The sequence below is a fragment of the Acidovorax soli genome, from assembly GCF_900107605.1.
GTDB lineage: Bacteria > Pseudomonadota > Gammaproteobacteria > Burkholderiales > Burkholderiaceae_C > Acidovorax > Acidovorax soli.
In genome coordinates, this window is the sequence record NZ_FNQJ01000004.1 from 212,465 (window position 1) to 234,044 (window position 21,580).

The 21,580-nt window shown below is 66.9% G+C and carries 17 protein-coding genes and 1 riboswitch; of the genes, 5 read left to right on the forward strand and 12 right to left on the reverse strand.

Annotation, left to right across the window (positions count from 1 at the left end):
* Nucleotides 1-16: 16 nt before the first annotated feature.
* The 7 genes from BLW02_RS05585 to BLW02_RS05615 form a co-directional block, all read right to left on the reverse strand.
* Nucleotides 17-484, reverse strand: coding sequence for a PaaI family thioesterase (locus tag BLW02_RS05585; protein ID WP_092697377.1), 468 nt, complete (start codon nucleotides 482-484; stop codon nucleotides 17-19).
* A 78-nt stretch (nucleotides 485-562) separates the two neighbouring features.
* Nucleotides 563-1,558 (reverse strand): tripartite tricarboxylate transporter substrate binding protein, encoded by a 996-nt coding sequence (locus BLW02_RS05590; protein ID WP_092697378.1) that lies wholly within the window; start codon nucleotides 1,556-1,558, stop codon nucleotides 563-565.
* A 29-nt stretch (nucleotides 1,559-1,587) separates the two neighbouring features.
* Nucleotides 1,588-3,156, reverse strand: a complete 1,569-nt coding sequence (locus BLW02_RS05595) for a class I adenylate-forming enzyme family protein (RefSeq protein ID WP_208859694.1) — start codon at nucleotides 3,154-3,156, stop codon at nucleotides 1,588-1,590.
* An 8-nt stretch (nucleotides 3,157-3,164) separates the two neighbouring features.
* A complete protein-coding gene (locus BLW02_RS05600) occupies nucleotides 3,165-4,112 on the reverse strand; it encodes a Bug family tripartite tricarboxylate transporter substrate binding protein (protein ID WP_092697380.1) in 948 nt (315 codons plus the stop codon).
* A gap of 216 nt (nucleotides 4,113-4,328) precedes the next feature.
* A complete protein-coding gene (locus BLW02_RS05605; RefSeq protein ID WP_092697381.1) occupies nucleotides 4,329-5,642 on the reverse strand; it encodes a Glu/Leu/Phe/Val family dehydrogenase in 1,314 nt (437 codons plus the stop codon).
* A 199-nt stretch (nucleotides 5,643-5,841) separates the two neighbouring features.
* Nucleotides 5,842-6,708 carry a PPK2 family polyphosphate kinase gene (locus BLW02_RS05610; RefSeq protein ID WP_092697382.1) on the reverse strand — a complete coding sequence of 289 codons (867 nt, stop codon included), beginning with the start codon at nucleotides 6,706-6,708 and terminating at the stop codon, nucleotides 5,842-5,844.
* Nucleotides 6,709-6,855: 147 nt separating this feature from the next.
* The gene (locus BLW02_RS05615) at nucleotides 6,856-7,794 is read right to left on the reverse strand and encodes a LysR family transcriptional regulator (RefSeq protein ID WP_092697383.1); all 939 of its coding nucleotides are present in this window, start codon (nucleotides 7,792-7,794) and stop codon (nucleotides 6,856-6,858) included.
* A gap of 130 nt (nucleotides 7,795-7,924) precedes the next feature.
* Between BLW02_RS05615 and BLW02_RS05620 the strand changes: the two genes are divergently transcribed.
* Complete coding sequence (locus tag BLW02_RS05620) at nucleotides 7,925-8,374, forward strand: PACE efflux transporter (protein WP_139285334.1); 450 nt, start codon at nucleotides 7,925-7,927, stop codon at nucleotides 8,372-8,374.
* Nucleotides 8,375-8,447: 73 nt separating this feature from the next.
* Here BLW02_RS05620 and BLW02_RS05625 read toward each other — a convergent pair whose 3' ends face one another.
* On the reverse strand, nucleotides 8,448-9,194 hold the full coding sequence (locus tag BLW02_RS05625; RefSeq protein ID WP_139285331.1) for a hypothetical protein: 747 nt from the start codon (nucleotides 9,192-9,194) through the stop codon (nucleotides 8,448-8,450).
* Nucleotides 9,195-9,305: 111 nt separating this feature from the next.
* Between BLW02_RS05625 and BLW02_RS05630 the strand changes: the two genes are divergently transcribed.
* Nucleotides 9,306-9,545, forward strand: coding sequence for a helix-turn-helix domain-containing protein (locus BLW02_RS05630; RefSeq protein ID WP_092697386.1), 240 nt, complete (start codon nucleotides 9,306-9,308; stop codon nucleotides 9,543-9,545).
* A 164-nt stretch (nucleotides 9,546-9,709) separates the two neighbouring features.
* On the opposite strand, the gene BLW02_RS05635 is transcribed toward BLW02_RS05630, so the two are convergent.
* Both BLW02_RS05635 and BLW02_RS05640 read right to left on the reverse strand, forming a co-directional pair.
* Nucleotides 9,710-10,288 (reverse strand): 4'-phosphopantetheinyl transferase family protein, encoded by a 579-nt coding sequence (locus BLW02_RS05635; protein ID WP_092697387.1) that lies wholly within the window; start codon nucleotides 10,286-10,288, stop codon nucleotides 9,710-9,712.
* On the reverse strand, nucleotides 10,270-14,331 hold the full coding sequence (locus BLW02_RS05640; protein ID WP_092697388.1) for a Pls/PosA family non-ribosomal peptide synthetase: 4,062 nt from the start codon (nucleotides 14,329-14,331) through the stop codon (nucleotides 10,270-10,272). Before BLW02_RS05640 ends, BLW02_RS05635 begins: the two co-directional genes overlap by 19 nt.
* Before the next feature lie 59 nt (nucleotides 14,332-14,390).
* Nucleotides 14,391-14,465, forward strand: a riboswitch (S-adenosyl-L-homocysteine riboswitch).
* Nucleotides 14,466-14,511: 46 nt separating this feature from the next.
* On the opposite strand from BLW02_RS05640, the gene metH reads away from it, so the two are divergent.
* A complete protein-coding gene (gene metH, locus BLW02_RS05645) occupies nucleotides 14,512-17,226 on the forward strand; it encodes a methionine synthase (RefSeq protein WP_425285646.1) in 2,715 nt (904 codons plus the stop codon).
* A 194-nt stretch (nucleotides 17,227-17,420) separates the two neighbouring features.
* Here metH and BLW02_RS05650 read toward each other — a convergent pair whose 3' ends face one another.
* Nucleotides 17,421-17,972, reverse strand: a complete 552-nt coding sequence (locus BLW02_RS05650) for a shikimate kinase (RefSeq protein ID WP_092697390.1) — start codon at nucleotides 17,970-17,972, stop codon at nucleotides 17,421-17,423.
* A gap of 362 nt (nucleotides 17,973-18,334) precedes the next feature.
* On the opposite strand from BLW02_RS05650, the gene BLW02_RS05655 reads away from it, so the two are divergent.
* Complete coding sequence (locus BLW02_RS05655) at nucleotides 18,335-19,054, forward strand: outer membrane lipoprotein (RefSeq protein WP_092697391.1); 720 nt, start codon at nucleotides 18,335-18,337, stop codon at nucleotides 19,052-19,054.
* 326 nt (nucleotides 19,055-19,380) lie between these two features.
* Here the strand turns inward: BLW02_RS05655 and BLW02_RS05660 are convergent, their stop codons facing one another.
* The gene (locus tag BLW02_RS05660) at nucleotides 19,381-20,154 is read right to left on the reverse strand and encodes a ferredoxin--NADP reductase (RefSeq protein WP_092697392.1); all 774 of its coding nucleotides are present in this window, start codon (nucleotides 20,152-20,154) and stop codon (nucleotides 19,381-19,383) included.
* Between the two features lie 195 nt (nucleotides 20,155-20,349).
* Between BLW02_RS05660 and BLW02_RS05665 the strand changes: the two genes are divergently transcribed.
* A complete protein-coding gene (locus BLW02_RS05665) occupies nucleotides 20,350-21,555 on the forward strand; it encodes an ABC transporter substrate-binding protein (protein ID WP_092697424.1) in 1,206 nt (401 codons plus the stop codon).
* The last annotated feature ends 25 nt before the right edge of the window (nucleotides 21,556-21,580 follow it).

Here is a 21,580-nt window from a genome sequence, read left to right on the forward strand (position 1 = left end):
CCACCGCCCGCATCGCCTACGCCCCGGCAGGCTTGGACTGGCGGGGTACCAGCTTGAAGCTGCCGGTGGCCAGCGCCACCAGGGTGCCATCCTCGGCGCGCACCTCGCCGCGCGCAAAGCTGATGGAACGCCCGCGCCGCTCGCAGCGCGCGGTGGCGATCAAATCCCCGCTGCCCGCAGCAACATAGTGCAGCGTCAGGTCAATCGTGGCCACGCCATACGTGGCAGGGTCGTGTGCACGCGCGGAAGCGGCCAGGGTGCAGTCCAGCAGCGTGGCGATAGAGCCGCCATGCACCTCGCCGCGGCTATTGGCCTGGTCCGGCTGGAAGCCCATGCGCACCTGGGCCATGTCGTTGCCGATGCGCTCGCCGCGCAGCGCCATGGCGCGTGCCATGGCCATGGGCAGGCCGAAGAACATGTCGGTGGCTTCGCCGGCGAAGGGGCTGGCGGGAATGTTGTCGTGAGCAGTGGACTGGTGTTGCATGGCGTGGATTGTCAGTGGTTCATGGCGGGCCCGCACGGCACGGCCCAGGCGCGGGCAGCCGCGTAGCGGCTCAGGGGGTCAATCCACCTTGGCGCCCGTGGACTTGACCACGGCGGCCCAGCGCGTGATCTCGCGCTCGATGTGCGCCTGCAGCGCCTCGGGCGTGGAGCCCACGGGCTCGTAGCCGCCGGCGGCCAGTTGCGCCTGCAGCGGGGGCTGGCGCAGGGCGGTGGCGATTTCGCGGCTCAGGCGCTGGGTGATCTCGGGCGGTGTGCCGGCCGGCGCGATCAGCGCGTACCAACCCGTCACGTCGAAGCCGGCAATGCCCTGCTCCTGCACCGTCGCCACCTCGGGCGCCAGCGCCGAGCGCTGCTGGCTGGTGACGGCCAGCGCGTGCATGCGGCCGCCGCGGATGTGCGGCATGGAGGTGGAGATGCTGTCGAAGGTGAGGTCGATGTCGCCGGCCAGCATGGCGTTGACCACGCCGGCGCTGCCCTTGTACGGCACGTGCGTCATCTTGACCCCGGCGATGCTGCTGAAGTATTCGGCCGCGAGGTGCCCGGTGTTGCCGTTGCCGGCCGAGCCGAAGGTGAGCTTGCCCGGCGCGGCCTTGGCGGCCTGGATAAGCTCCTGGATGTTCCTGGCGGGCAGCTTGCCACTGGCCGCCACGACCATGGGCAGGTTGGCGACCAGAGACACGGGCGCGAAGTCCTTGCGCGTGTCGTAGGGCAGTTTCGGGTAGAGGCTGTCGTTGATGGCATGCGCGGCCAGCACCATGAGCACCGTGTAGCCGTCGGGCTTGGCGCGCGCCACATACTGCGAGGCCAGCGTGCCGCCGGCGCCCGGCTTGTATTCCAGTACCACCGTCTGCCCCAGCTGCTGCTGCAGCTGCACGGCCAGCGGCCGGCCCAGCAGGTCGGCGCTGCCACCGGGTGGGTAGGGGATCACGAGCTGGATCGGCTTGGCGGGCCAGGCGTCCGCCGCATGGACAGCGGGGGCCAGCAGGGCGCTGGCGCCCAGGGCCAGGCTGGCAAGCAAGGCGCGGCGCAGCCGCGAGGAGTGGGGCAATGACATGGCGGTCTCCTGGTCGGGGTGGGGAAAAATCAGTCGGCGACCGGGGTGGCCTGCAGGTACTGCTCGCGCAACTCACGTTTGAGCACCTTGCCGATCTCGCTGCGCGGCAGGCGCTCGGCCAGCCGCAGGTCGGCCACGCGCTGGGTCTTGCCCACGCGGGCGTTGAGCCATTCGCGTAATTCTTCGACGGCGGGCTGCATGCCGGGGCGCGCCACCACGTAGGCCACAGGGGTTTCGCCCCATTGCTCGGAAGGAACGCCCACCACGGCGCACTCGGCCACCTCAGGGTGCTGGCACAGCACGCCCTCGATGTCGCTGGGGTAGACGTTGAAGCCGCCCGTGATGATCATGTCCTTCTTGCGGTCGCCCAGCACGATGAAACCGTCCGCGTCCAGCCGGCCCACGTCGCCGCTGCGGATGTAGCGCCGGCCCTCGGCATCGAACCACTCGGCCTCGCGCGTCTTGCCCTCCAGGCGGTAGTAGCCGCTCATCATCCCGGCCGAGCGGCCCACGATCTCGCCCTGCTCGCCGGCGGGCAGCTCGCGCCCCTGCTCGTCGATGAAGCGGATGTCGGCGCCCTCGCCGGGGCGGCCCACGGTGTGCAGCTTGGTCGGGTGGTCATGGCAATGCAGCTCGCAGCGCACGCCGCCCTCGGTCATGCCGTAGTACTCGATGAGCCGACCCGGCCAGCGCCGCAGCACCTCGGCCTTGAGCACGGCGCTGAAGGGCGCGCTGGTGCAGAACTTGTGCTGCAGTCGGCTCAGGTCCGTGCCGTCGAAGGCCGGGCAGGCCATCAGCCGCTGGTACTGCACGGGCACCAGCATGGTGTGGGTGGCGCCGTGCTGCTGGGCCAGCGCCAGGTAGCGCGCGGCATCGAACTTGCGCATCAGCACCAGCGTGCCGCCCAGGGCCAGCGTGGGCAGGGCCGCCACCAGCGTGGTGTTGGAATACAGCGGTGTGGCGCACAGCGAGACGGCATCGGGCCCGTAGCCATTGACGACGGCGCGGCGCACATGGGCCCAGCGCATGGCCCAGGACTGCACGATGCCCTTGGGCACGCCCGTGGTGCCCGAGGAATAGATCACGTTGAACGGCCAGTCGGGAGCGGGCGCGATGGGCGCGGGCGCTGCATCGCCGGCGGCCAGCCATTGCGACCAGGGCTCGCCCGCTTCGTTCGCATCGTCCAGGGCCACGCAACGCAGCGCGGTGCCGGCGTGCAGGGGCCATTGCGTGGCTACCTCGCGGTCGCGCAGCACCAGGTGCGCGCCGCAGTTGTCCAGCATGGCGCTCAGGTGCGCGGCCGTGGCCGAAGGGGCCAGCGGCGCCACGGCCACGCCGGCGCGCAGCGCGCCCAGGTAGGCCAGCACATACTCCACCGAGGTGCCGGCGCAGATGGCCACCACGTCGCCGGGCTTCAGGCCGTCGCGCTGCAGGCTGCGGGCCACGCGGTGCATGCCGGCGCACAGCGCGGCGTAGTCCAGGCGCTGATCCTCCAGGACCAGGGCGGTGTGGCCGGGGCGGTGCGCGGCCTGGCGCTCTATCAGTTCGGGCAGCGAACCAAAGGGCTGGGCCAAAAGGTGTTCGATGTCTGCGTGCATGGTCATGGCTATTCGAGCGAGAGGCCGGCGGCCTTGACGATCTGCGCCCAGCTCTTGCGCTCCTGGGCGATGAAGGTGTCGTACTCGGCCGGCGTCTCGCCGCCGGGCACTCCGCCCAGATCGGCAAAGCGCTGGCGCACCTCGGGCGTCTGCATGACCTTGCGCGCCGACTGCTGCAGGCGCTCGACCAGCGCGTCGGGCGTGCCGGCCGGCGCCAGCAGGCCGAACCAGGCCGTGACCTGCATGGGCACGCCGGCCTCGGTCATGGTGGGCACATCGGGCAGCTGCGCCGAGCGCGTGCCGCTGGTGATGGCCAGCGCGCGGAACTTGCCTGACTTGATGTGCGGCATGGAGCTGGGCAGGTTGTCGATCATGAAGTCCACCTGCTGGCCCAGCAGCGCCGTCACGGCCGGCGCCGCGCCGGGGAAGGGCACCAGGGTCACGTCGATGCCCGCCTTCTGGCGGAACATCTCGGAGGACATGTGGGGCGACTGGCCCACGCCCGAAGTAGACACGTTCAGCCGGCGTGTCTTCGCCAGGCTGACCAGCTCCTTCACGCTGCGCACGGGCGAGTCGGCATGGACCACCAGGATGTTGGGCACCGAGATCACGTTGGTGATGCCGCGCAGGTCGCTTTCCTTGTAGCTGAGCTGCTTGTAGAGGCTGAAATTGATGGCAATGGGGCCGATGTTGCCCATCAGCAGCGTGTAGCCGTCGGGCTTGGCGCGCGCCACCTGCGCGGTGCCGATGCTGCCGCCGCCACCGCCCTTGTTCTCCACCACGATGGAGGTGCCCAGGTCCTTGCCCATCTTCTCGGCCAGCACGCGCGCCGCGATGTCGGTGGTGCCACCGGCTGCGGCCGGCACGACCATGGTGATGGGGCGTTCGGGCCAGTCGGCCCAGGCGGCCAGAGGCAGGGCGGCCAGGGCGGCCAGCATGCAGCGTCGAAAAATCATGGGGACTCCTTGGGGCGCGCCTTGGCCTCGGCGAGGTCTGTGGCGCAGGAGTCCAACGATAGCCATGCCCACCGCGATCCGCACCTAGGGTTTGGGAGCGAATGGCTTTGCCATTGGCAAAGCCCCGCTTTCGCGCGCGCAAAGCAATGGCCCGGTGCGGGCAGAAAAAAAGGGCGGCCCGCAATGGGCCGCCCTTCCTGGCAAGCGCCGCAATCTTCAGGGGTACAGCCCGCGCATCTCGCGCGCATGCAGGATGCGTGTGCAGGCGACGATGAAGGTGGCGGTGCGCAGGCTCACCTTGTGCTCCTGCGCCACCTGCCAGATGCCGGCGAAGGCATCTTTCATGATGCGTACCAGGCGTGCGTTGATCTCGTCCTCGCTCCAGAAGAAGCTGGAAAAGTCCTGTACCCATTCGAAATAGCTCACCGTCACGCCGCCGGCGTTGGCGATCACGTCGGGCAGCACCAGCACGCCCTTGTCGTGGAGGATGTCGTCGGCCTCGGGGGTGGTGGGGCCGTTGGCGCCTTCAATCACCAGGCGCGCCTGGATCTTGCCGGCGTTGGTGGCGGTGATCTGGGTTTCCAGCGCCGCCGGGATCAGGATGTCGCAGTCCACGCCCCAGAATGCATCGTTGTCGAGCCGGTCCGCGCCGGCGAAGCCGCCCACGCCGCCGGTTTCCTTCACATGCGCGAGCAGGGCGGGTACGTCCAGGCCCCCGTCGCGGTAGAGGCTGCCGGTATGGTCCTGCACGGCCACCACGTGCGCGCCGGCCTCGGCAAACAGCCTGGCGGCCGTGCCGCCCACGTTGCCAAACCCCTGCACGGCCAGCCGCGCGCCCTCGATCTTCAGGCCGATATGGTGCGCCGCCTCCACGCCCACGGTGTACACGCCGCGGCCGGTGGCCTCATTGCGCCCGAGCGAGCCGCCCAGGTCCACGGGTTTGCCGGTGACCACGCCGGTGGCGGTTTCGCCGACGTTCATCGAATACGTGTCCATCATCCAGGCCATGATCTGGCCGTTGGTGTTCACGTCGGGCGCGGGAATGTCCTTGGACGGGCCGATGATGATGCCGATCTCGCTCGTGTAGCGGCGCGTGAGGCGTTCGAGCTCGCCCATCGAAAGTTTCCTGGGATCGACCCGGATGCCGCCCTTGGCGCCACCGTAGGGCACGTTCACCGCTGCGTTCTTGACCGACATCCAGGCCGACAGCGCCATCACCTCCGACAGGGTCACGTCCTGGTGGAAGCGCACGCCGCCCTTGCCCGGGCCGCGGCTGGTGTTGTGCTGCACGCGGTAGCCCTCGAAGTGGGCGATGGCGCCGTTGTCCATTTCAATCGGCACGTCCACGATCAGGATGCGCTTGGGGCGCTTGAGCGTTTCCACCCAGCGCGCCAGGCTGCCCAGGTAGGGGGTGACGCGGTCCACCTGCTGCAGGTAGTTGCCCCAGGGGCCGAGGTGGCTGGCGTCGAGGTACGACGGCAGGGTGTGTGCGGTGGCAATGCTGCCGGGCGTTCCGGTGGTATTCGACATGGCGGGTTCCTTGTGGGATCAGTTCAAGGGGATGAAGCTTATGCCTGCGGCGTCGGGCTGTCCAAGGCCGGTGCGTCACGGGGTTATGCGCCGTTTGCATAATGTTTCCCGTGTCCGGTGCTGTCTCTTTTGGCGCACTTCAAAGCAGCTGAAAACGCTTAACAGACGGTAAATATAGCCATGAATGCATGAAAATCAATCATTCCACCGTGAAATGCTCCAGCCCCGGGTCGCCCGGCGGATAGCGCAGGTCCAGGTTCTGCAGCACCTCGCGCAGCACGGTGGCGATCATCAGGTTGCGGTGTGTCTTGGAGTTGGCGGGCACGATGGTCCAGGGCGCCCAGGGGGTGTGCGTGGCCGCCAGCAGTGTTTCGTAGGCCTTCTGGTAGTCGGCCCACTGCTTGCGCACGGCGATGTCGCCCATGTCGAATTTCCAGTGCTTGGTGGGATCGTCCAGGCGCTCCTGCAGTCGCTCGCGCTGTTCCTCGAAGCCGATGTGCAGCATGAACTTCACAATGACCGTGCCGGTCTCGCTGAGCATGCGTTCGAAGTCGTTGATGTGGTCCAGGCGCTGGCGCTGCTGCGCGGGCGTGATCCAGCCGTTGACCACCGGCACCAGCACGTCTTCATAGTGGCTGCGGTTGAACACCGTCAGCTCGCCTGCGCCCGGCACCTGCTGGTGGATGCGCCACAGGTAGTCGTGGGCGCGCTCGGGCTCGGTGGGCGCCTTCCAGCCCACGGCGTGCACCCCCAGGGCGCTCATGCTGCCAAACACGCCGCGCACGGTGCCGTCCTTGCCCGAGGCATCGGTGCCCTGCAGCAGCACCAGCAGCTTGTAGCGCCGGTCGGCATACAGCAGGTCTTGCAGCGTGTCGAGTTCGATCGCCAGAGCCTGCACGGCTTCCTTGGCCTGCGCCTTCTCGCTGTCCATGAATGGCGTGGCGTCAGGGTCGTAATCCTTCAGCGAGAGCGGTTTGGGGCCGTTGCCATTGGCCGGCTTGGGTTGCCAGGCGGCCCAGCGCTTGGCCAGGGCTTTGTCTTTGGTTTGAAAGGGGGAGTTGTTCATGGTTGTTTTTCTGAGGAGTGGGGCAGCCAGCTTGGCGCAATGCGCCGGGCCGGTCAATGCACGCTTTCAGCGCACAGAGGCATTGCTATGCAATGAATAGCTTCTGGCGCTTTCTGGGTCAGCGCCACAGTCTTTTTGAACTGTCAATCAGGCTTGCACGCCCGATGCACCCTGCTGTGCGATCAGCTGCACAAAGCGCCGCGCGCCCAGGCCCAGCGGGCGCTCTTTGGACCAGACCACATCCACCCACAGCGCCACGCCGTTGCTGAGGTTTTCAAACGGCATCTCCACCAGCGAGCCGGCCGCGATGCGCGGCTGCACCAGCGCGCGTGGCTGCCAGCCCCAGCCCAGGCCCGCCTCGATCAGGCCCAGCGCAGCCAGGTGGCTGTCCGTGCGCCAGTGGTGGCGGGCAAACACGAAGCGCGGGTCGGTCTGCGCCAGGTCGCGGCTGGCCACCACGATCTGGCGCGTGGTGGTGAGGTGTTCCTCGCGCAGCTGGGCGCGCTCGGGCGTCTCGCCGCGGGCGGCTGCGGCCGCCCGCGCGGCGGCCAGCACCGGGTGCTGGCGCGCCATCACGGCCACCAGGGTTTCGCTGCCCACTTCCTGAAAGCCCTCGCGCCCGTCGATGCTGGGGCGCTCGAACGCCAGCGCCAGCTGCGCCCGCCCGCTGTGCAGCAGCGCCAGGGCATCCTCCTGCGGTGCGGCCAGCACCTCCACCTGCAGCAGCGGATATTGCTGCGCCAGCGCGGCCAGCGGCGCCGTCCAGCGCGCCGCCAGCAGCTCGGGGGCGATGGCCAGGGTAAGGCGCTCCTCCAGGCCCTGTGTGAGTGCCAGTGCCTGGGCATTGAGCTGGCGCAGCTGCGCGGCCAGCAGCCGCGCCTGCGGCTCCAGCGCGCGGGCCGCCGCTGTGGGGCGGGGCTCGCGCCCGCTGCGGTCGAACAGCTGCACATTCAGCTCGGCCTCCAGGTGGGCGATGGTCATGCTCACGGCCGAGGGCACCCGCGACAGCGCCCGCGCCGCCGCCGAAAACGAGCCCCGGTCGAGCACCGCCAGAAACACCTGCACGCTGTCGGAAGAAAAGGCCATGGCCTGCCAACCTGTCAATAAACCTGAAACAAGCTGACTTTATATATCAGCAATCCGCACATAAAGTGCCGCCATGACCGTGCATGCCCCCGTGACCCTGTCCGTTTCCCCGCACCCCGCCGCCCCCGGCTTGCAAGGCGTGCGCCGCCGCGTGCTGTATGTGACTTTGTACGAACTCATCGCCATTGCCGTGGCAACCTGGGGGCTGGCAGTGCTCACGGGCCAGAGCGCCGCGCATTCCAGCGTGGCATCGGCGGCCGCCTCGGCGGTGGCGGTGGTCTGGAACCTGCTGTTCAACTGGGCGTTCGAGCGCTGGGAATCGCGCCAGGCCGTGCGCGGGCGCAGCGTGCGCCGCCGCATCGCCCATGCCATCGGCTTCGAGGGCGGCCTGGTGTTCACGCTGGTGCCGCTGTTTGCCTGGTGGTTCAACGTGAGCCTGTGGCAGGCCTTCGTGATGGACCTGGCGCTCATCGTTTTCTTTCTTTGCTATACCTTTGTCTTCAACTGGGGGTTTGACCGGGTGTTTGGGCTGCCGGCGTCGGCGCAAGGTTCGGTGAATTCGCAGCACGTGGGCGCGTAACAGGCGCTATGTAAAAAAGAGCTGCCAGCGCTGGCAGCTCTTTTCACGTTGGCCCACGCAGGGGCGTGGCCGTTTACTTACGGCCGGCGAAGATGAAGCCGGCGGTTTGCGATGGCAACAGCCCCATGGCGATCAGCGCTCCGCCCTCGTAATAGGCCACTCCGGAAGCGGTGGCACCGTCGCCCAGGGTGCAAGTCGCTCCTGTGAAGGTGATGCGCAGATCAAAGATGTTCTTGCCGCTGGCCCGGGGTGCGGCCGAGCCGCTGGCGCTGCACCCCAGCGATGGCGGAACGCTGATGGCACCCGAGGCGGAGATGGTGACCGCCATCGACTGCGCCCCAGCGCCCGTACCTACACCGGAACCCGCATAGGTGCCCGCCAGGGCTGCAAGAGAGGCGGGCTGGTCGTAGGCTGCCGAGTAGGCGCCCGTGAACGAGTTGCCGCTGGACAAGCGCACATCGGTACGGGTCTTGGCTGTGTAGGTGCCGCTGTAGGTGGCCGATGCCACCATGCCCGAACTGAGGCTGAATTCCCTGCCAGTGCCTGTCAACGTGCCACCTGAAGACGTGGTTTTGCCCTGTAGCGCGCTGTAGAGAATGCCGTTGCTGGTGACAACACCCCAAGTGTCCCCGTTCTCCAGCACAGCCAAGGCAACATCAAAACCGGCGGCCGATTTGCCGGTCCAGAACCCCTCCATGCTGGTTACTGCTGGCGGCGGAGCAGGGGTGGATGCGTCGTCGCTGCCCCCGCCCCCGCAGGCGGCCAGGAGTGTGGCTGCAGCCAATACTGAATACCCTGCAAGTCGAAACTTCATTGTCATCGCTGCTCTCTTTTCTGCTTTGTGGGCAAGGCACTATGCCCCACCTCGTTACGAACTGTAACTTAATTAGTCGTAAATGGACTATTCCACTTCGGGGTAAAGCATGCAAGGGTGCCGATCACTGTCTATCACCCGCGTTACCAGGCCCTTCGGGAGGGGCTGGTTGCGTTGCGCAAGAAAGCCGGGCTTTCGCAGGTGCAGTTGGCCGAGCGGCTGGGGGTGGGGCAATCCTTCGTCTCCAAGGTAGAACGCGGTGAAAGCTATGTGGACGTGATGCTCTTCGTCGATTGGTGCCAGGCCTGCGATACCCCCAGTGCAGGCCAGGAGTTGGACGCGCTGACGGGCCTGTGAACCGGTAGCGCCCGCGCTGCACCAAGCAGCGTTGCCGTAGCCCCCGGATTTTTGACGGTCACAGTGTCGTCAAGCTTTGGGCCGTCTGAAAACCTTCTTGTCTGTCACTGCCGGGGCTGCGGGGGGAGAGGGGCTCGTCCCGCTAGTCATCCAGAGAGATCCCTTCAAAGACTTTGAACCGTACCCGAGTCTTGCCACGCCAGCGCGGCACACCAGCCGCGCAGTGCGGCGCCGTGCAGTGGTGCGCAACGGTAGTGCGCCAGCCGCGCGGCCAGCGCTTCGCTCCATTCGACCAAGGGTTCGCGGGCGCATTTCAGGCGCGCCTCGTGCTGCGTCCAGGCGGTAGCAAAAGCTATTGAAATGTGGGCTTCTTGCGCCTGATTTGATCGCGTTGGAAGCCAATTGGGCCCCAGGAAAAGTGCAGCGGTGGCGGCGTCGGCCTGCACGGGCAGTGCTTGCACGTCCACACCCACGGGCGCGCCGTGGCAGGCCAGCAGGCTCAGGCCATCGGCGTGCGACAGGCTCAGGTGCAGGTCGGGCCGCGCGGGGGCCCGGGGGGGCTCGCCGCGCTGGTTGGTGAGGGTGGTGACGCCCAGCAGATCGGCCAGCGCCGTCCGGGCCAGGGCCCGCACCGTCTCGCGCGGGGCGCCGGGTGGCGTGGGCAGGGCCCAGACGCGGGGCGCGCCGGGCGCTTGCCAGAGCGCGATGGCGCAGGGCGTGGGCGTCAGGCGGCGTGTTTCCATGGTGCGGCGGGGCTGCCATGCCACATACTGTGTGCCGGCAGGCTCTCGCCCTTCATCACCAGCGTGAGCGGGCCCAGCTGCACGCCGTCGGCCAGCGTGGCGCTGTAGAGCACGGTACAGCGCGGGCCGCAGGTCACTTTGGCACCGATCACCACGTCGTCGATCTTCATGACGCGGTCTTCAAACAAGTGCGTTTGCGGGCAGCACAGCGCGTTCAGTTCGCTGTGTGCGCCGATCTGCACGCAATCGAATTCCGTCATGTCGGTGGTGTCGATGTAGGCGCTGGTGGCAATGCGCGTGCCCAGCAGGTTGAGCGCCAAGGGCAGCCAGGGCGTGCCACGCAGGTAGCGCAGGAAGTTGGGGACGGCAATGCCTTCGTACATGTTGGTGGCTGCTTCCGAAAGCCACACGAACGGCGTCCACATGGGCGTGTTGCGCTTGCGGTAGCGCCCCAGCAACATCCACTTGAACAGTGCCACCGCCAAGAAGGTGCCCACGCCAAAGAGCAGTCCGGCAACCGCCAGTTCCAGCGCCAGTAGGTTCCACTGGCCCTCTTCCGCCAGCGGCATGGCGTCGAGCACGATGGCGTAGCCAGCGGCAATCACCAGCGCGTGGGGAGAGGCAATGCGCAGCGCCTCCACCGCGCCGCGTCCGGTCTTGCGCCAGCGGGAGGGGCGGAAGGTGAGGTGCTCCGGGTAGCCCTGCGTGCTTTCGCGCGCGGGCAGCAGCAGGGGGGGCGAGCCCAGCCAGGTGTCGCCGCTGGCCATTTGTGCGCTGCGCGGCACGCCGCTCATCACGCCGATCAGCACGTTTTCAGGGATGGTGGTGCCGTCGGGCACATAGGCACCGTTGCCGATAAAGCTGCGGCGCGACACGGTGGTGGGCTGCACCGTCATCCAGCCGCCGTCAATGTGTTCGTCGCCCAGCATCACCGCGTCGGCAATAAAGCATTCATCGCCCAGCGTGAGCATGTCGGGCACCAGGCCCAAGGCGGTGGAGAGTTCGGTTTCCTTGCCCACCTTGGCGCCCAGCAGTCGGTACCAGGTGGCCGAATACACGGTGGCGTAAATGCCGTGCAGCACCGCAAGGCTGGACTCCTGAATCTGGTTCACTAGCCATTTGGCGAGGTAACGGTTGCTGTGCACTGGCCAGGTACCGGCCTTCATGCTGGGCAAAAAGGCCCAGCGGATGCCGGCAGAAATCAGCGCGGTGGCGGTGATGAGCACCACGGTGGCAGGCAGCGACAGGGCAAAGAACTTGATGAAGCGCAGCACAAAGGCGGTGGTGGCGTCAATGGTGCCCGTCTCCAGCAGGGGGCGCACGGAGATGGCGTCCACGTCCAGCCAGTCGATCAGCAAGAAAGTGGGGAAGACCGGAAAAAAGAAGACGACGGCGACAAACAGTGAGCCGAGCGCGAAGGCAGCCGACTCCCACGCCAGGCGCTGGCCGCTCACGGGTGGGCGTGGCGCTTGTTGGCCAGCGTCGAACGCTCCCCGGTCACGCGCCGGGGAGCCGCTCCAGATACGTGCCGCAGGCACGGTGGTGCCGCTGGCCAGGGCCGACTGGCCATCGACATGGGCATAGTCCTCGATGCGCACATTGCCTTCCACCACCGAGTAAGAGCCGATGCAGGCGTTTGCGCCAATGTCAATGCTTCCGAGCAGCAGCCAGCCGCCTTCAACGCGGGCGTTCTCCAGGTTCACGGCGTTGCCGATGCTCGTACCCGCGCCAATCGACAGCAGTTCGGGTGCGCGCACGGTGAGCGCACCCAGGTTGACCTCCGGGCCAATCTTTGCGCCCAGAGCGCGCAGCCACGCCGCGTAGAGCGATGAGCCGTTGAGCATGTAAACGGGAATTCCCTCCAGCAGCCTGTCGGTCAACCACCAGCGGTAGTAGGTCAGGCCCCACAGCGGATAGCGTCCGGGCTTGAGCCGCCCGGCAATCAGCCATTTGCCCGCCCAGGCCACCGCAAACTCGGCCAGCGTGGCCAGGACAAAAGCCAACAGCGACATGGCGATGGCAAGCGCAATCGAGTCGCTGGGATCGCCCGTGTAGAAGTGGTACATGAAGAAGGGCGCGAGCCACTGGGCCATCTTCAGCGTGATGAGCGGCGGCAGCGCCAGGGCTTGCGCGATGCCGCAGCGCCAGCGCCGCCATGGGCTGTGCGTGGTGAAGGGGCGCTCAGGTGTCGCGCCGGGGGCCGTCATGCCCATTTGCAGCGCCTGGGCGATGGCGCCGATGCGGCGGTGCTGGTAGATGTCGCGCACCGTGGCCTGGCCGAAGCGCGCGTCGGCGCGCAGCGCGGAGGTCAGGCGTGCCGCCAGCAGCGAATGACCGCCCAGGTCATTGAAAAAGTCCATGCCGCGGCGCACCGGTTGGCCAGGGAACAGTGTGGCGATGGCCGCGAACAGGGCTTCTTCGGCCGGGGTTTCCGGGGTGTCCCCGCCTTCGTCAGAAGCGGCGGCGGCCAGCGGCTGGGCCTTGAGGGCTTTGCGGTCGATCTTGCCGGAGGGCAGGCGCGGCATGGCCGGCAGCGCCTCGAAGCGCCCCGGCACCATGTAGGGTGGCAGTTTCTCGGCCAGACCGTGGCGCAGTGCCGATGGGGTGGGCGGCTCGCCCGAGGGCACGTAAAAAGCGACCAACTGGTCCAGGCCATCGTCGCGCCGCAGCAGCACCGCCGTGGTCCCGACGCCGGGCTGTTGTGCCAGCACCGCTTCGATTTCGCCCAGCTCCACGCGAAAGCCGCGAATCTTCACCTGGTCGTCGGCGCGGCCCAGGCATTGCATCTGGCCGTTTTCCACGCGCGCCAGGTCGCCCGTGCGGTACAGGCGCTGGTCATGCTCGCCCGTGGCCCAGGGATTGGGCAGGAATTTTTCGGCCGTCAGATCGGGGCGCCCCAGGTAGCCGGCGGCCACACCGGGGCCGGTGATGCACAGCTCCCCCGTCTCGCCAAACGGCAGGATCTTGAGCGGCGGCAGCTGGCCGTCCACCACGCTGTCCGGGTCGATCACCTCGATGACCATCAACCCGTAGTTGGGCAGCGCCTGGCCGATCGTCACGGGCTCGCCGCGTCGGAGTTCCGCCAGGCTCGCGGAAACCGTCGCTTCGGTGGGGCCGTAGGTGTTGAACACCTGTCGCCCCGGCGCAGCCCAGCGCTCGACCAGCGATTGCGGGCACATCTCGCCGCCCAGGTTGATGGTGCGCAGGCTGGCCACGTCGTGCGCAAACAGCGCCAGCAGCGTGGGCACGGCGTGCAGCACGGTGACGCCGTTGTCCCGGAGCGCACGCGGCAGCGCCTCGGGGTCGCTTGCAACCTCCCGGGGGGCGATCCACAGCGTGGCGCCCACCAGGTAGCTGATCCATATCTCCTCGAACGACATGTCGAACGCCACGGAGAAGCCCTGGTACACCAGGTCGCCTTCGCGGACCCCCAGGCGCGTGTTTTCGCTGCGCAGAAAGTGGCAAATGCTGCGCTGGGTGATGGCAATGCCCTTGGGCTTGCCGGTGGAGCCGCTGGTGTAGATCACGTACGCCGTGTGGCTGGGCCGCGCGCCCTCGCGGCGGCGCAGCGCAGTGCCATGCTGCAGCGCGGGCAGGGCTGCCAGCAGCGTTTGTTCCGTGTACGCCGGGCACGAAATGCCACCGTGCGCAGCAATGGCATGGCTCTGTTGCTCTGCAATCAATAGCGCAACAGCGCTGGCGTCTGCCAGGCAGGTGGCGATGCGCTCGGGCGGCGTATCGGCATCAAACGGCAGCCAGGCCGCACCCGTCTTGGCGATGGCCAGCTGCAGCACCAGCAATTCGATGCCGCGTGGCAGCCACAGGCCCACCATGTTGCCGGGCCGCACGCCCGCCTCGATCAGGCGGTGCGCGGCCATGTCGGCCAGCGTGTTCAGCTCGCCATAGGTGACCTGGCGCTCGCCAAAAATCAGCGCCATGGTGGACGGGGTGCGGGTGGCCGTGGCTTCAAAAACGTCTGCCAGGACTTCGTCGCGCAGCAGGTCCGGTTCTGCTGGTCCGCGCAGGATGGGGGCAATAGTCATTGGTGGTGATTGTGGCAAATGTCCATGCCTTGGTTGGTTTCGTAAAATCACGGGTTTGCGCTGGCAAGGAGCGTTGCAGCGGCCCGGGTCGCGAGGCTTGCCAGCGCGCTGCGATGCAACGACGCTCATCCCATTAGATCGTTAGTGATGAGCCACACCCATATGCCTCCCATTTCTCCCATGAAGCTGTCCGGCCTGGAGCCCGTCTCCATCGGCGAGGGCACGCTGTTCGTCAACATCGGCGAGCGTACCAACGTCACGGGCTCCAAGGCGTTTGCCCGCATGATCCTGAACGGCCAGTACGAAGAGGCCCTGGCCGTGGCGCGCCAGCAGGTGGAAAACGGCGCCCAGGTCATCGACATCAACATGGACGAGGCCATGCTCGACAGCAAGGCTGCCATGGTGCGCTTTCTGCAGCTGATCGCGTCCGAGCCCGACATCGCGCGCGTGCCCATCATGGTGGACAGCTCCAAGTGGGAGGTGATCGAGGCCGGGTTGCGCTGCATCCAGGGCAAGGGCATCGTGAACTCGATCAGCATGAAAGAGGGCGTGGAGAAGTTCAAGCACGAGGCGCGCCTTGTGAAGCGCTACGGCGCCGCTGCCGTGGTCATGGCCTTCGACGAGCAGGGCCAGGCCGACACCTATGCGCGCAAGATCGAGATCTGCGAGCGCGCCTACCGCATCCTGGTGGACGAAGTGGGCTTTGCGCCCGAAGACATCATCTTCGACCCCAACATCTTCGCCGTGGCCACCGGCATCGAAGAGCACAACAACTACGCGGTCGATTTCATCGAGGCCACGCGCTGGATCAAGCAGCACCTGCCCGGCGCCAAGGTGTCGGGTGGCGTGTCCAACGTGAGCTTCAGCTTCCGCGGCAACGACCCGGTGCGCGAAGCCATCCACACCGTGTTCCTGTACCACGCCATCAAGGCCGGCATGGACATGGGCATCGTCAACGCGGGCATGGTGGGCGTCTATGACGACCTGGAACCCACCCTGCGCGAGCGCGTGGAAGATGTGGTGCTCAACCGCCGCCCTGATGCCGGCGAACGCCTGGTCGAGATTGCCGAGACCGCCAAGAGCGGCGCCAAGGACGAGAGCAGGAAGCTCGAATGGCGCGGCACGCCCGAGCATCCGAAGACCGTGGGCGAGCGCCTGAGCCACGCGCTGGTGCATGGCATCACCGACTTCATCACCGAAGACACCGAAGAGGCCTACCAGCAGATCCTGGCCCGGGGCGGGCGCCCGCTGCATGTGATCGAAGGCCCGCTGATGGACGGCATGAACATCGTGGGCGACCTGTTCGGTGCCGGCAAGATGTTCCTGCCCCAGGTGGTGAAAAGCGCCCGCGTGATGAAGCTCGCGGTAGCCCACCTCATCCCCTACATCGAGGAAGAAAAGCGCCAGGATGAACTGGCCGGGCGCGACGTGCGCAGCAAGGGCAAGATCGTCATCGCCACGGTGAAGGGCGATGTGCACGACATCGGCAAGAACATCGTCACCGTGGTCCTGCAGTGCAACAACTTCGAGGTGGTGAACATGGGCGTGATGGTGCCCTGCCACGAGATCCTGGCGCGCGCCAAGGTCGAGGGCGCGGACATCGTGGGCCTGTCGGGCCTGATCACGCCCAGCCTCGAAGAAATGCAGTACGTGGCTGGCGAGATGCAGAAGGACGAGCATTTCCGCATCAAGAAAATCCCGCTGCTGATCGGCGGCGCTACCTGTTCGCGCGTGCACACGGCCGTCAAGATCGCGCCGCACTACGAGGGCCCCGTGGTCTATGTGCCCGACGCCTCGCGCAGCGTGAGCGTGGCGCAAAGCCTGCTCGGTGACGGCGTCGAGAGCTATGTGCAGGAAATCAACGCCGACTATGACAAGGTGCGCACCCAGCACGCCAACAAGAAGCAGGTGCCGCTGTGGCCCCTGCCCAAGGCCCGCGCCAACAAGACGCCCATGGCCTGGCAGGCCTGGCAGCCCGCCGTGCCGCGTGCCCTGGGCCGCCGGGTGTTCCAGAACTTCGACCTGGCCGAACTGGCGAAATACATCGATTGGGGCCCGTTCTTCCAGACCTGGGACCTGGCTGGCCCGTACCCCGCCATCCTGACGGACGAGGTGGTGGGCGTGGAAGCCGCGCGCGTGTTTGCCGACGGCCAGGCCATGCTCAAGAAAATCATCGAAGGCCGCTGGCTTACAGCCAGCGGCGTGATGGCCCTGCTGCCCGCCAACAGCGTGAACGACGACGACATCGAGTTCTACACCGACGACACCCGCACCGAAGTCGCCATGACCTGGTACGGCCTGCGCCAGCAGACCGAAAAGCATGTGATCGACGGCGTGACCCGGCCCAGCCGCTGCCTGGCCGACTTCGTGGCGCCCAAGAGCAGCGGCATTGCCGACTACGCGGGCCTGTTCGCGGTGACGGCGGGCCTCGGGATCGAGAAGAAGGAAAAGGCCTTCATCGACGCGCTGGACGACTACTCGGCCATCCTGTTCAAGAGCCTGGCCGACCGCCTGGCCGAGGCCTTTGCCGAATGCCTGCACCAGCGCGTGCGCACCGACCTGTGGGGCTATGCCAGCGATGAGGCGCTGAGCAACGAGGACATGATTGCCGAGAAGTACCACGGCATCCGCCCCGCACCCGGTTACCCCGCCTGCCCCGACCACAGCGCCAAGACCGATCTGTTCCGCGTGCTCAACGCCGAAGAGATCGGCATGACCCTGACCGAAAGCCTGGCCATGATGCCCGCCGCCAGCGTGAGCGGCTTCTACATCGGCCACCCCGATGCCGTGTACTTCAACGTGGGCAAGATCGGCGAAGACCAGCTGCACGACATGGCCGAGCGCCGGGGCATGGACGAGGCGGCGCTGGCAAGGCTGCTGGCCCCGAATTTGTGATGCGATGAAATAACGAGCTGCTGGCGTTTTTGCATCAAACGTTCACTGCCAAAGGGCCCTGAAATCAGCAAGGCCCCACATGGGGGCCCTGTGTTTGTCTGCGGGGTACCGGTTGGCTGCGCATGCCGGCAACGAAGAAAGCGCGGCGGCCGACACCCGGTGTGTCTTGCCAGCGTGGGTGCAGCCAATCTCCGTCAGGCCTGCGCAGCCGGGAGCGCAGCGGCGGCGCCTGGCGCCATCTCCAACTGCATCATCACCATGTTGACCAGGGTGCTCACCGAGGGGCGCCCCGTCTCGATCACGTAGTGCGCGGTTTCGCGGTACAGGGGGTCGCGCTGGGCATGGAGTTCGCGCAACTTCTCCAGGGGGTTGCCGCCCTGCAGCAGCGGGCGTGTCTTGTCGTGCTTGACGCGCTTGTAGATTTCTTCGGGCGATGCGCGCAAATACAGCACGTTGCCAAACTGGCGCAGCACCTCGCGGTTTTCGGGGCGCAGCACGGCGCCGCCGCCGGTGGATAGCACCAGGCCGCCGGGCTGCTGCGCCACCTCGGCCAGCAGCTGCGATTCGAGGTCGCGAAATCGCGCTTCGCCCTCCACCTCGAAGAAGTGGCGGATGGTGGTGCCGATGGTCCGCTCCAGTCGGTGGTCCAGGTCGATGAAGGGCACCCCGGCCCGGTGGGCCAGCTGCCGGCCGACGGTGGATTTGCCCGAGCCGGGCATGCCGACCAGTGCGCAGCGAATCTGCATAAATGGTGTCCTGTCTTCTTGCCTGTCCAAAGGCAGGCCGAGTGTAAGGCTGTGGGAGCCGGACTACCCGGATTGCACCGTTTGTCCGATGGGCAAGCGGGCAGCGCCTGGGTAACCTTGCCGGCATGAATGGCCTGAACCCTTGCCGGCCCGCACTGGCGGCGCTGCGGTTGTCTGCCGGCCGTGCGCGCGCCTGTGAAGAGGCGCTGGGTTCCCCCGCGCGGCAATGAGAAATTGCTGAAGGCTCTTACCCCCGCTTACAGGGCTGGCATCCATTCCTGCCGGTGCAGTGTGTAACTTCAGGGCAGACCTGCGAGCGCTGTCGCAGAGGCTGTATTCGATCTGTTGAGAAAGGCAAAAACATGCAACCCACCACTTCCGCTGCTCCCCAGGCCCCTTTGGCCGCAACCCCCGGTGGCGTACCCCTGAAATGGCTGTGGGCCGCCATTGTCGCCCTGGGCCTGTGTGTGCTGGCGCTGGGCGCAACGCTGGTGGCGCAGCAGCGCCCGGACGCGGTGGCCGAAGGCGCGGCCAGGGTGGCGCCTGCGACGCGCACGCCAGACAACGAGATCATTGAGGAAAAAAGACCTGTAGCGCTGGACCAGAAAGCGCCAATAGCTCCTGCATATGTAGCAAATCAGGTGCCTGCAGCACCCATCGGGCAACGCGCCGCGGCCCGAGTCCACCCGCAGGCGCCCCAGCCCGCGCGGTATGGCGAAACCCCTGCGCGCCAGGAAGTCGCCCTGGCCCCGGTGTGCACGGTGTGCGGTCGCATCGAATCCGTGCAGGCGGTGCAGCAGGCCGCTCCCGCCACGGGCCTGGGCGCGGTCGCCGGCGGTGTGCTGGGCGGCGTGCTGGGCAACCAGGTGGGCAAGGGCTCCGGCCGCACGGCCGCCACGGTGCTGGGCGCCGTGGGCGGTGGCTACGTGGGCCACACGGTAGAGCAGCGCACGCGCACCCAGACGGTGTACGAGGTGCGCGTGCGCATGGACGATGGCTCGGTGCGACGCTTCACCCGCTCGCAGCCCGTGCCCGAAGGCGCGCCGGTGCGCTTGCAAGGCAATGGGTTCGAGCTGGTCTAAGAGCCTGTTCACGATCTCGCAGGGGATCGCGTTGGAGCGCAATCGGGATGAGTGGATGCTTCGGGTGCGCCGCATGGGCTCGTGCCCATGCAAGCGGCCGGGGCGTCCAAGCGCCCGATTTCGCTCCAACCCTTCGGGCAGCGGTCTTCGCGGGCGGTCTGCGGCGTTGCGGCGCTTGTGGATAGCCGGGCTATCCACTGCACACCGCGCCTTGCATCCCATCGCGCAAAGACCGCTGCGCGACCCCTGGGAGATCGCGAACAGGCTCTAAAGCCTGACGGTGCGTTGGGCACCAGACCAGCGCTGCCTGCCGACTTGCAGCGGGCTTATTTCTCGACGAAGGCGCGCTCGATCACGAAGTCGCCGGGCTTGGTGGTGTTGCCTTCCTCGAAATCGCGGTGCTCCAGGATGTGCTTGAGCGAGGCCAGCATTTCGGGGCTGCCGCACAGCATCACGCGGTCTTCCAGCGGGTTCAGCGCCGGGATGCCGAGGTCGGTGAACAGCTTGCCGCTTTCGATCAGATCGTTGATGCGGCCCTGGTTGCGAAACGGCTCGCGCGTCACCGTGGGGTAGTACTTGAGCTGCTTGCTCACCAGCTCGCCCAGGAACTCGTGCTGGGGCAGCTCCTGGGTGATGTAGTCGTGGTAGGCCAGCTCGGCCACCTGGCGCACGCCGTGCACCAGGACCACCTCTTCGAACTTCTCATAGGTTTCCGGGTCGCGGATCACGCTCATGAACGGCGCCAGGCCCGTGCCGGTGGACAGCATGTACAGGCGCTTGGCCGGCAGCAGGTAGTCGATCAGCAGGGTGCCGGTGGGCTTCTTGCCGACCACGATGGTGTCGCCCACCTGGATGTGCTGCAGGCGCGAGGTCAGCGGGCCGTCGGGCACCTTGATGCTCAGGAACTCCAGGTGCTCTTCGTAGTTGGCGCTGACGATGCTGTAGGCACGCAGCAGCGGCTTGTCGTTCACCTTCAGGCCGATCATGGTGAAGTGCCCGTTGGAAAAGCGCAGCGCCGGGTCGCGGGTGGTGGTGAAGCTGAAAAGCCGGTCGGTCCAGTGGTGAACGGTCAGAACGCGTTCTTCGAGAAATGCACTCATGGTTTTCTTGCAGGAATGAAAAAACAAGGCCCCGACGGGGGGCGGTCTCAGCCTGTCAGGGCGGTGGCGGTGCTGGCGTGGCGAGGCCTGGCGGGCACCCCGGACTGGCGGGCAAACCCGTGCATTGTCCGGCAAATGGGATGGGCGGTACATTTTGAGTCTTCGACCGTCATGATGTTGGACAAAGGAACCCCCATGCGCAGCTTCTCCGTCGCCCGTCGGGCCCTGTTGGTGGCCGGGCTGGCATGTACCGCCGGTGCGGTGCATGCGCAGGGCGCGATCCGGATCGGTGAAATCAACAGCTACAAGGCCCAGCCCGCCTTCCTGGCCCCTTACAAGAAGGGGATGGAGCTGGCCGTGGCCGAGATCAACGGCGCCGGCGGCATCCAGGGCCGCAAGCTGGAGCTGGTGGTGCGCGACGACAACGGCAACCCCGGCGACGCCGTGCGGGCCGCCGACGAGCTGCTGGCGCGCGAAAAGGTGGATGTGCTCATGGGCAGCTTCCTGTCGCATGTGGGGCTGGCCCTGACCGACTTTGCGCGGCAGAAAAAGGTTTTCTTCCTGGCGGCCGAGCCGCTGACCGACAAGATCGTCTGGGAAAACGGCAACCGCTACACCTTCCGCCTGCGCGCTTCCACCTACATGCAGGTGGCCATGCTCGTGCCCGAGGCCGCGGCGCTGAAGAAAAAACGCTGGGCCATCGTCTATCCCAACTATGAATACGGCCAGTCGGCGGCGGCCACCTTCAAGAAGCTGCTCAAGGCCGCCCAGCCCGACGTGGAGTTTGTCGCCGAGCAGGCGCCGCCCCTGGGCAAGGTGGACGCCGGCAGCGTGGTGCAGGCCCTGGCCGATGCCAGGCCCGACGCCATCTTCAACGTGCTGTTCGCCGCCGACCTGGCCCGGCTGGTGCGCGAGGGCAACACCCGCGGCCTGTTCAAGGGGCGCGAGGTGGTGAGCCTGCTGACCGGCGAGCCTGAATACCTGGACCCGCTCAAGGGCGAGGCCCCGGTGGGCTGGGTCGTCACGGGCTATCCCTGGTATGCCATCCAGACCGTCGAGCACCAGGCATTTCTGAAAGCCTACAAGGAGCGCTTCAACGACCACCCCCGCCTGGGCTCGGTGGTGGGCTACACGGCCATCCAGTCGCTGGCCGCGGGCTTGCGCAAGGCCGGCGGCAGCGATACGGAAAAGCTGATCGCCGCCTTCAAGGGGCTGGAGGTGGCGTCGCCGTTCGGCACCATCCGCTACCGGCCCGAAGACCACCAGTCCACCATGGGCACCTTCGTGGGCCGTACGCGCCTGCAAAATGGCGCGGGCGTGATGGCGGATTTCCGCTACCTCGACGGTGCGCGCTTTCAGCCATCGGCCGACGAGGTCCGGAAACTGCGCGCAGCCAACTGACATGCACCAGGCCACGCCCCTGCAC

Coding starts and splice junctions, on each gene's coding strand:
- BLW02_RS05585 (WP_092697377.1), bottom strand. CDS start 484: ATGCAACACCAGTCCACTGCTCACGACAACATTCCCGCCAGCCCCTTC.
- BLW02_RS05590 (WP_092697378.1), bottom strand. CDS start 1,558: ATGTCATTGCCCCACTCCTCGCGGCTGCGCCGCGCCTTGCTTGCCAGC.
- BLW02_RS05595 (WP_208859694.1), bottom strand. CDS start 3,156: ATGCACGCAGACATCGAACACCTTTTGGCCCAGCCCTTTGGTTCGCTG.
- BLW02_RS05600 (WP_092697380.1), bottom strand. CDS start 4,112: ATGATTTTTCGACGCTGCATGCTGGCCGCCCTGGCCGCCCTGCCTCTG.
- BLW02_RS05605 (WP_092697381.1), bottom strand. CDS start 5,642: ATGTCGAATACCACCGGAACGCCCGGCAGCATTGCCACCGCACACACC.
- BLW02_RS05610 (WP_092697382.1), bottom strand. CDS start 6,708: ATGAACAACTCCCCCTTTCAAACCAAAGACAAAGCCCTGGCCAAGCGC.
- BLW02_RS05615 (WP_092697383.1), bottom strand. CDS start 7,794: ATGGCCTTTTCTTCCGACAGCGTGCAGGTGTTTCTGGCGGTGCTCGAC.
- BLW02_RS05625 (WP_139285331.1), bottom strand. CDS start 9,194: ATGACAATGAAGTTTCGACTTGCAGGGTATTCAGTATTGGCTGCAGCC.
- BLW02_RS05635 (WP_092697387.1), bottom strand. CDS start 10,288: ATGGAAACACGCCGCCTGACGCCCACGCCCTGCGCCATCGCGCTCTGG.
- BLW02_RS05640 (WP_092697388.1), bottom strand. CDS start 14,331: ATGACTATTGCCCCCATCCTGCGCGGACCAGCAGAACCGGACCTGCTG.
- metH (WP_425285646.1), top strand. CDS start 14,512: ATGAAGCTGTCCGGCCTGGAGCCCGTCTCCATCGGCGAGGGCACGCTG.
- BLW02_RS05650 (WP_092697390.1), bottom strand. CDS start 17,972: ATGCAGATTCGCTGCGCACTGGTCGGCATGCCCGGCTCGGGCAAATCC.
- BLW02_RS05655 (WP_092697391.1), top strand. CDS start 18,335: ATGCAACCCACCACTTCCGCTGCTCCCCAGGCCCCTTTGGCCGCAACC.
- BLW02_RS05660 (WP_092697392.1), bottom strand. CDS start 20,154: ATGAGTGCATTTCTCGAAGAACGCGTTCTGACCGTTCACCACTGGACC.
- BLW02_RS05665 (WP_092697424.1), top strand. CDS start 20,350: ATGCGCAGCTTCTCCGTCGCCCGTCGGGCCCTGTTGGTGGCCGGGCTG.